Genomic DNA, 8,661 nt, shown 5'->3' with positions numbered 1-8,661 from the left:
GCCCCACCCGTCGCGCCCCCCTCGGCCTCGTCGCCGGGGCCCGCAGCGGGGACAAGGGCGGCGACGCCAACGTCGGCGTATGGGTGCGGTCCGACGACGCCTGGCGGTGGCTCGCCCACGAGCTCACCGTCGAGCGGCTGCGCGAACTCCTCCCGGAAGCCGCCGACCTGCGCGTCTCGCGCCACGACCTGCCCAACCTGCGCGCCCTGAACTTCGTCGTCGAGGGACTGCTCGGCGAGGGCGTGGCCGCGCAGGCCCGCTTCGACCCGCAGGCCAAGGGCCTCGGGGAGTGGCTGCGCGCCCGCCACCTGGACATACCGGAGGTACTCCTGTGACCGTCCTCGCCTCCGCGCTCGACCCGGCGAGCGCCGAATACGCCGAGCACCGACAGACCATGCTGGACCGGCTCGCCGAGCTCGGCACCGAGCAGGGCAAGGCGCTCGCGGGCGGCGGCGAGAAGTACGTCGCCCGGCACCGGGGGCGCGGCAAACTCCTCGCCCGGGAGCGCATCGAGCTGCTCCTCGACCCGGACACGCCGTTCCTCGAACTGTCGCCGCTCGCCGCCTGGGGCAGCGACTACCCCGTCGGGGCCTCCATGGTCACCGGCATCGGCGTCGTCGAGGGCGTCGAGTGCCTGATCACCGCCAACGATCCGACCGTCAGGGGCGGTGCCTCCAACCCCTGGACGCTGAAGAAGGCCTTCCGGGCGCACGAGATCGGGCACGCCAACCGGCTGCCGTCCATCCATCTCGTGGAGTCCGGGGGCGCCGACCTGCCCTCCCAGAAGGAGATCTTCATCCCGGGCGGCGCCCTGTTCAAACACCTCACGCAGTCCTCGGCGGCCGGGATCCCGACCATCGCCGTCGTCTTCGGCAACTCCACCGCGGGCGGCGCGTACGTACCCGGCATGAGCGACCACGTGATCATGGTCAAGGAGCGCGCGAAGGTCTTCCTCGGCGGCCCGCCCCTGGTGAAGATGGCGACCGGCGAGGAGAGCGACGACGAGTCGCTCGGCGGCGCCGAGATGCACGCCCGCACCTCCGGCCTCGCCGACCACCTCGCCGAGGACGAGCGCGACGCGCTGCGCCAGGCCCGCCGCGTCGTGTCGCGTCTCAACTGGCGCAAGGCGTACGCCGATCCGGACCCGGTGTCCGTCGCGCCACCCAAGTACGACGAGGACGAGCTCCTCGGCATCGTCCCGGGTGACCTGAAGAAGCCCTTCGATCCGCGCGAGGTCATCGCCCGCATCGTCGACGGCTCCGACTTCGACGAGTTCAAGCCGCTGTACGGGAGTTCGCTCGTCACCGGGTGGGCCGCCCTGCACGGCTATCCCGTCGGCATCCTCGCCAACGCGCAGGGCGTCCTCTTCAGCGAGGAGTCCCAGAAGGCCGCCCAGTTCATCCAGCTGGCGAACCAGCGCGACATCCCGCTGCTCTTCCTGCACAACACCACCGGCTACATGGTCGGCAAGGAGTACGAGCAGGGCGGCATCATCAAGCACGGCGCGATGATGATCAACGCGGTCAGCAATTCGCGGGTGCCGCACCTGTCCGTGCTCATGGGCGCGTCGTACGGCGCCGGGCACTACGGCATGTGCGGCCGCGCCTACGACCCCCGCTTCCTCTTCGCCTGGCCGAGCGCCAAGTCAGCGGTCATGGGCCCCCAGCAGCTCGCGGGCGTCCTCTCGATCGTCGCCCGCGCCTCCGCCGCCGCCAAGGGGCAGCCCTACGACGACGAGGCGGACGCCGGGCTGCGCGCCATGGTGGAGCAGCAGATCGAGGCGGAGTCGCTGCCGATGTTCCTGTCCGGGCGGCTCTACGACGACGGGGTCATCGATCCGCGCGACACCCGCACGGTCCTCGGTCTCTGCCTCTCCGCGATCCACACCGCCCCCTACGAGGGAGCGCGCGGTGGCTTCGGCGTCTTCCGGATGTGAGGAACCCTTCGTGATTACTTCCCTGCTGGTGGCCAACCGGGGCGAGATCGCCTGCCGCGTCTTCCGCACCTGCCGCGAGCTCGGCATCGCCACGGTCGCCGTGTACTCCGACGCCGACGCGGACGCCCTGCACGTGCGCGAGGCCGACACGGCGGTCCGGCTGCCGGGCTCCGCGCCGTCGGACACCTACCTGCGCGGCGACCTCGTCGTGAAGGCCGCGCAGGCCGCGGGCGCCGACGCGATCCATCCCGGCTACGGATTCCTCTCCGAGAACGCGGGCTTCGCGCGCGCCGTCCTGGACGCGGGCCTCGGCTGGATCGGGCCGCCGCCCGAGGCGATCGAGGCGATGGCGTCCAAGACGCGCGCCAAGGAACTGATGGGCGTCGAACCGCTAGGGGACGTCACCGAGGCCGACCTGCCCGTCCTGGTGAAGGCGGCGGCGGGCGGCGGCGGCCGCGGCATGCGTGTCGTACGCGAACTGGCGCGGCTGGAGGAGGAGCTGGCGGCCGCCCGCGCGGAGGCCGCCAGCGCCTTCGGGGACGGCGAGGTGTTCGTCGAGCCGTACGTGGAGGGCGGTCGGCACGTCGAGGTGCAGGTCATGGCCGACGCGCACGGCACCGTGTGGCCCCTCGGCACCCGTGACTGCAGCCTCCAGCGCAGACACCAGAAGGTCATCGAGGAGTCACCGGCCCCTGGCCTCGCGCCGGAACTCGTCGACGAACTGCACGCGCAGGCCGTCCGCGCCGCGCGGGTCACCGACTACCGCGGCGCGGGCACCGTCGAGTTCCTGGTGGCGGGAGGACGGGCGCACTTCCTGGAGATGAACACCCGGCTCCAGGTCGAACACCCCGTCACCGAGGCGGTGTTCGGCCTCGACCTGGTGGCGCTGCAGATCCAGGTCGCCGAGGGCCTCCCCCTGGAGAAGGAGCCGCCCACCGCCCACGGGCACGCCGTCGAGGCCCGCCTCTACGCCGAGGACCCCGCCGCAGACTGGGCCCCGCAGACCGGCACCCTGCACCGCGTCGACGTACCCGGCGCGGTGCGCCTGGACACCGGATACGCCGCGGGCGACACCGTCGGCGTGCACTACGACGCGATGCTCGCCAAGGTCGTCGCGTACGCCCCGACGCGCTCCGAAGCACTGCGCAAGCTGGCGGGCGCGCTGGAACGCGCCGCGGTCCACGGCCCCGTCACCAACCGCGACCTGCTCGTACGTTCCCTGCGGCACCCGGAGTTCACCGCGGCCCGCATGGACACCGGCTTCTACGACCGGCACGCCGCCTCGCTCACGGCCGCCGCACCCGACCCGCACGCCCCGCTGGCCGCGGCCCTCGCCGACGCGCACGGCCGCTCCCGGTTCGGCGGCTGGCGCAACCTCAGCTCCCAGCCCCACCTCAAGCGCTACCGCACCGAACCCGACGGCACCGAGCACGAGGTCCGCTACCACCACACCCGGCAGGGCCCGGCCGCCGACGGCGTGACCGTGATCAGCGTGAGCGCCGAACTCGTCGTACTCGAAGTCGACGGCGTACGCAGGCAGTTCACGGTCGCCCGGTACGGAGAGCGCGTGCACGTCGGCACGCCCGAGGGGGACACCGCCCTCACCCCGCTGCCCCTGCTCCCCGAGCCCACCACCCGCCGTGCGCCCGGCTCCCTGCTCGCCCCGATGCCCGGCACCGTCGTGCGCGTCGCCGAAGGGCTCACCGAGGGGCAGCGGGTCACGGCCGGGCAGCCCCTCGTCTGGCTGGAGGCGATGAAGATGGAGCACCGCATCTGCGCCCCCGCCTCCGGAACGCTCACCGCCCTGCACGCCGTGCCCGGCCACCAGGTCGAGGTCGGCGCGCTGCTCGCCGTCGTCCAGGAGGAAGAAGTCTCATGAGCACTGTTCGCAGTACCGCTCGCAGCACCGTCCTCGAAACCGAGGAGCACCAGGCCCTGCGCGCCGCCGTCGCCGCGCTCGGACGCCGGTACGGCCGCGACTACCTCGCCGAGGTCGCGGGCAGCGGCGGCCACCCGGACGAACTGTGGGCGGAGGCCGCGGGGCTCGGCTATCTGGGCGTGAACCTGCCCGAGGAGTACGGGGGAGGGGGCGGCGGGATCGCCGAACTCTCCATCGTCCTGGAGGAGTTGGGGGCGGCCGGATGTCCGCTGCTCATGATGGTCGTGTCGCCCGCGATCTGCGGCACCGTCATCGCCCGTTTCGGCACCGAGGAGCAGAAGCGCACCTGGCTGCCGGGCCTCGCCGACGGCACCCGCACCATGGCGTTCGGGATCACCGAGCCCGACGCGGGCTCCAACTCGCACCGCATCACCACCACGGCCCGCCGCGACCCGGACTCCGGCGACTGGCTGCTGACCGGCCGCAAGGTCTTCATCTCCGGCGTCGACATCGCCGACGCGACGCTCGTCGTGGGCCGTACGTCGGACGCGCGGACCGGCAGCCTCAAGCCGTGCCTGTTCATCGTCCCGCGCGACGCCCCCGGGTTCGAGCGGCGACAGATCGAGATGGAACTCCAGGCCGCGGAGAAGCAGTTCGAGCTCGTCCTCGACGAGGTGCGGCTGCCCGCGGACGCGCTCGTCGGCGACGAGGACGCGGGCCTGCTGCAGCTCTTCGCGGGGCTCAACCCCGAGCGGATCATGACGGCCGCGTTCGCGCTCGGCATGGGCCGCTACGCACTGTCCCGAGCCGTCGAGTACGCCAGGGAACGCAGCGTGTGGAAGGCCCCGATCGGCGCCCACCAGGCCATCGCGCACCCCCTCGCCCAGTCCCACGTGGAGATCGAACTGGCCCGCCTGATGATGCAGAAGGCCGCCAGGCTCTACGACGAGGGGGACGACGTCGGCGCGGGCGAGGCCGCCAACATGGCGAAGCTCGCCGCCGCCGACGCCTGTGTGAAGGCCGTCGACCAGTCCGTGCACACGCTGGGCGGCAACGGCCTGACCAAGGAGTTCGGCCTCGCCTCGATGATCGTCGCGTCACGCGTGGCGCGGATCGCCCCGGTGAGCCGGGAAATGATCCTCAACTACGTCTCGCACCAGACCCTGGGCCTGCCCAAGTCCTACTGAGGAGCCCCCATGAGCCTCTCCGTCTCCTCACCGGCCCGCGGCATCACCACCGTCACCCTGGACGCGCCCGAGCGCCGGAACGCGCTCTCGGCGGACCTGGTCGAGGCACTCGCCGAGGCGCTGGCCGACCTCGGCGAGGACCGCGAGACCCGCGCCGTCCTCCTCACCCACACCGGCACGACGTTCTGCTCGGGCGCCGACCTGAAGGCACCGCCCGACCCCGCCGCGTTCGTCGCGCTGCTCCGGCAGATCGTGGCGCTGCCCAAGCCGGTCGTCGCGCGGGTGGACGGCCATGTGCGGGCGGGCGGTCTCGGGCTGCTCGGCGCCTGCGACCTGGCGGCCGCCGGACCCGCCTCGTCCTTCGCCTTCACGGAGGTGCACATCGGCGTCGCCCCCGCCGTCATCTCCCTCACCCTCCTGCCGCGCCTCGACCCGAGCGCCGCCTCCCGCTACTACCTCACGGGGGAGCGCTTCGACGCGGCGGAGGCGGCCCGGACCGGCCTGGTCACGGTGGCGGGGGCGGACGTCGACGCCACCCTCGAACCCCTCCTCGACGGGCTCCGCGCGGCGGCGCCGGGCGCCCTGGCCGAGACGAAGAAGCTGCTCACGGCTAAGGTGCTCGACGCATTCGACGACCAATCGGACGCCCTCACGGCCCTGTCCGCGCGGCTCTTCGGCTCCGCCGAGGCGCGCGAGGGGATGACGGCGTTCCTCGAACGACGGGAGCGCCCATGGGTGCTGTGACCGCCGCCGACCGGGCACCCAAGCAGGACCGCAGCCGCGCGACCCGGCAGAAACTCCTGGAGGCCGCCGTGTCCTGCCTCGCCGCACACGGCTGGGCGGGCTCGACGGTCTCGGTGGTCGCCGAGCGGGCGGGTGTCTCGCGGGGCGCGGCACAGCACCACTTCCCCACCCGGGAGGACCTGTTCACGGCCGCCGTGGAGTACGTCGCCGAGCAGCGCTCCACCGCGCTGCGTGCCCTGCCCGCGCAGGACAGGGCCTCCGTGGTCGCCGCCCTCGTCGACCTCTACACGGGCCCGCTCTTCCGCGCGGCACTCCACCTGTGGGTGGCCGCGTCGAACGAGCCCGCGCTGGGGTCCCGGGTCACCGAACTGGAATCCCGCGTGGGCCGCGAGACGCACCGCATCGCGGTGGAGCTGCTGGGCGCGGACGAGTCCGTGCCCGGCGTCCGGGAGACGATCCAGGGACTCCTGGACATGGCCCGCGGCCTGGGCCTCGCGAACCTGCTGACGGACGACGGGGCGCGGCGGGAACGGGTGGTGGCGCAGTGGACGGTGCTGGTGGAGGGGGCGCTGAAGGCTTGACGTCCTCAATCGCCGGAGGGGCTGATCATTCAGCCCCTCCGGCGATTGGGGAGCGGGGTCTGGGACGGAGCCCCGGTTTCGGGAAGGGGCGGGGTTGGGGAGAGAACCGCCGGAGGCAGGCCTCAGCGGGCGATCTCGTCGTACCCCTCGATCGCCTGCGGGGAGCGACTGCCGGGCCCGACGTAGTGGGCCGACGGACGCACGAGCCGTCCCGTCCGCTTCTGCTCCAGGATGTGCGCCGACCAGCCCGCGGTCCGCGCACACGTGAACATCGACGTGAACATGTGCGCCGGCACCTCCGCGAAGTCGAGGACGATCGCCGCCCAGAACTCCACGTTGGTGGCGAGGACACGGTCGGGCCGACGGGCGTGCAGCTCGTCGAGGGCCGCCTTCTCCAGCGCCTCGGCGACCTCGAAGCGCGGCGCGCCGAGCTCCCGTGCGGTGCGGCGAAGCACCCGGGCCCGCGGGTCCTCGGCCCGGTACACCCGGTGCCCGAAGCCCATCAGCCGCTCGCCCTTGTCCAGCGCCTGCTTCACGTACGCCACCGCGTCACCCGTGCGCTCGATCTCCTCGATCATGCCGAGCACCCGGGACGGGGCGCCGCCGTGCAGCGGCCCGGACATCGCGCCCACGGCCCCGCTCAGCGCCGCCGCCACGTCCGCGCCGGTGGAGGCGATGACGCGGGCGGTGAACGTGGAGGCGTTCATGCCGTGCTCGGCGGCCGACGTCCAGTACGCGTCGACGGCCTGCACGTGCTTGGGGTCGGGCTCCCCGCGCCACCGCTTCATGAACCGCTCGACGACCGTCCCCGCCTTGTCGATCTCCCGCTGCGGGACCATCGGCAGGCCCTGTCCGCGGGCCGACTGGGCCACGTAGGACAGCGCCATGACGGCGGCCCGCGCCAGGTCCTCGCGGGCGCGCTCCTCGCTGATGTCGAGCAGCGGCCGCAGGCCCCAGACGGGCGCGAGCATGGCGAGGGCGGACTGGACGTCGACGCGGATGTCGCCGGAGTGCACCGGGATCGGGAACGGCTCGGCGGGCGGCAGACCGGGGTTGAAGGCGCCGTCGACGAGCAGGCCCCACACGTTCCCGAAGGAGACGTGGCCGACCAGGTCCTCGATGTCGACGCCGCGGTAGCGGAGCGCGCCGCCCTCCTTGTCCGGTTCGGCGATCTCCGTCTCGAACGCGACGACTCCTTCAAGGCCAGGTACGAAGTCGGACATCAGGCGGCTCCTCAAGATGGGTTCGACATGATGGTTGCGAGAGATGGGGTTGCGATCAGCTCATGACCATGTGTCAAAAGTGGGCGTTTCCGGTCCGGTTCCACGGTCGTGTCCGCCGATGTACGGCGAATCCGGCGACTCGCGGTCCGGAACGGTCTTCCCGGTGATGCCCCGTGAGGCTGGTGGTCACCCAACCGATGCGGCAGCAGGACGATATCTGTTGGTGCCACCTTTGGCGATGGAATGCGGCACTCAGTGCCACACGTCACCTCTCCGTGGGCCGGTGCGCCCCCTCACAAGCCCCTGTGGCCGAGGCAAATACGGCAAGATGACCGCGTGACCGACTCCAGTGCCCCTCTCCCGGAACCGGCTGACATGCGTGAGCAGTACGCCACCGGCGGGCTGTCCGAAACCGAGCTGCCGGCCGAGCCCATGGACCAGTTCGCGCTCTGGTTCAAGGAGGCGGCGCGCGACGGGGACGCCGTCCACGAGCCGAACGCCATGGTCGTCTCCACGGCCGACGCGGCGGGCCGCCCCAGCTCCCGCACGGTGCTCCTGAAGGGCTTCGACGAGCGGGGCTTCGTCTTCTTCACCAACTACGAGTCCCGCAAGGCCCGTGAGCTGGACGCCAACCCGTACGTCTCACTGCTCTTCCCCTGGCACGCGGTGGCCCGCCAGGTGATCGTCTCGGGCACGGCGGAGCGCGTCGGGCGCGAGGAGACGGTGGCCTACTTCCGCACCCGCCCGCACGGCTCGCAGCTGGGCGCCTGGGCCAGCGCCCAGTCCTCCGTGCTCACCGCACGCGCGGAACTCGACCGTGCGTACGCCGATCTGGCGGCGCGCTACCCCGAGGGCGAGCAGGTCCCGGTGCCCCCGAACTGGGGCGGCTACCGGGTCCGCCCGCACACCATCGAGTTCTGGCAGGGCAGAGCGGACCGCCTGCACGACCGCCTGAGGTACGTGCGCGGGACGGACGGCCAGTCCTGGCGTGTGGACCGCCTGAGCCCATAGGGCCCGCCGGGCGCGGGCAGGACATTCGATCCCGTCCGGCGCAGGCGGGACATTCGATCCCGCCGGGCGCGGGCAGGATATTTGAGCCCGCCGGGCGCGG

8 protein-coding genes are annotated in these 8,661 nt (G+C 72.5%); 7 read left to right on the top strand and 1 reads right to left on the bottom strand.

Annotated features, from left to right (window positions below):
- The 6 genes from AOK03_RS29675 to AOK03_RS29650 all read left to right on the top strand — a co-directional run.
- A partial coding sequence (locus tag AOK03_RS29675; protein ID WP_425264424.1) for an AtuA-related protein occupies positions 1-335 on the top strand: 335 nt, incomplete at its 5' end.
- Positions 332-1,936, top strand: a complete 1,605-nt coding sequence (locus AOK03_RS29670; RefSeq protein ID WP_055568448.1) for an acyl-CoA carboxylase subunit beta — start codon at positions 332-334, stop codon at positions 1,934-1,936. The genes AOK03_RS29675 and AOK03_RS29670, both read left to right, overlap by 4 nt.
- 10 nt (positions 1,937-1,946) lie before the next feature.
- The gene (locus AOK03_RS29665; protein WP_055568447.1) at positions 1,947-3,815 is read left to right on the top strand and encodes an ATP-binding protein; all 1,869 of its coding nucleotides are present in this window, start codon (positions 1,947-1,949) and stop codon (positions 3,813-3,815) included.
- Positions 3,812-5,002 carry an acyl-CoA dehydrogenase family protein gene (locus AOK03_RS29660; protein WP_055568446.1) on the top strand — a complete coding sequence of 397 codons (1,191 nt, stop codon included), beginning with the start codon at positions 3,812-3,814 and terminating at the stop codon, positions 5,000-5,002. The genes AOK03_RS29665 and AOK03_RS29660 overlap by 4 nt, the downstream gene beginning before the upstream one ends.
- Positions 5,003-5,011: 9 nt before the next feature.
- Positions 5,012-5,746, top strand: coding sequence for an enoyl-CoA hydratase family protein (locus AOK03_RS29655; RefSeq protein WP_055568445.1), 735 nt, complete (start codon positions 5,012-5,014; stop codon positions 5,744-5,746).
- Positions 5,734-6,327, top strand: a complete 594-nt coding sequence (locus tag AOK03_RS29650; RefSeq protein WP_055568444.1) for a TetR/AcrR family transcriptional regulator — start codon at positions 5,734-5,736, stop codon at positions 6,325-6,327. Before AOK03_RS29655 ends, AOK03_RS29650 begins: the two co-directional genes overlap by 13 nt.
- 122 nt (positions 6,328-6,449) lie before the next feature.
- Here AOK03_RS29650 and AOK03_RS29645 read toward each other — a convergent pair whose 3' ends face one another.
- Positions 6,450-7,550, bottom strand: coding sequence for a citrate synthase 2 (locus tag AOK03_RS29645; protein WP_055568443.1), 1,101 nt, complete (start codon positions 7,548-7,550; stop codon positions 6,450-6,452).
- Positions 7,551-7,925: 375 nt separating this feature from the next.
- Here AOK03_RS29645 and pdxH point away from each other — a divergent pair, with 375 nt between their 5' ends.
- Entirely contained in the window at positions 7,926-8,561 is a 636-nt protein-coding gene (gene pdxH / locus AOK03_RS29640; protein ID WP_244177804.1) for a pyridoxamine 5'-phosphate oxidase, read from the top strand.
- The last annotated feature ends 100 nt before the right edge of the window (positions 8,562-8,661 follow it).

Source organism: Streptomyces atriruber (assembly GCF_001418325.1).
Taxonomy (GTDB): Bacteria; Actinomycetota; Actinomycetes; order Streptomycetales; family Streptomycetaceae; genus Streptomyces; species Streptomyces atriruber.
Note: the sequence above shows the minus strand (reverse complement) of the source record. Positions and strands in the feature narration are given on the sequence as shown.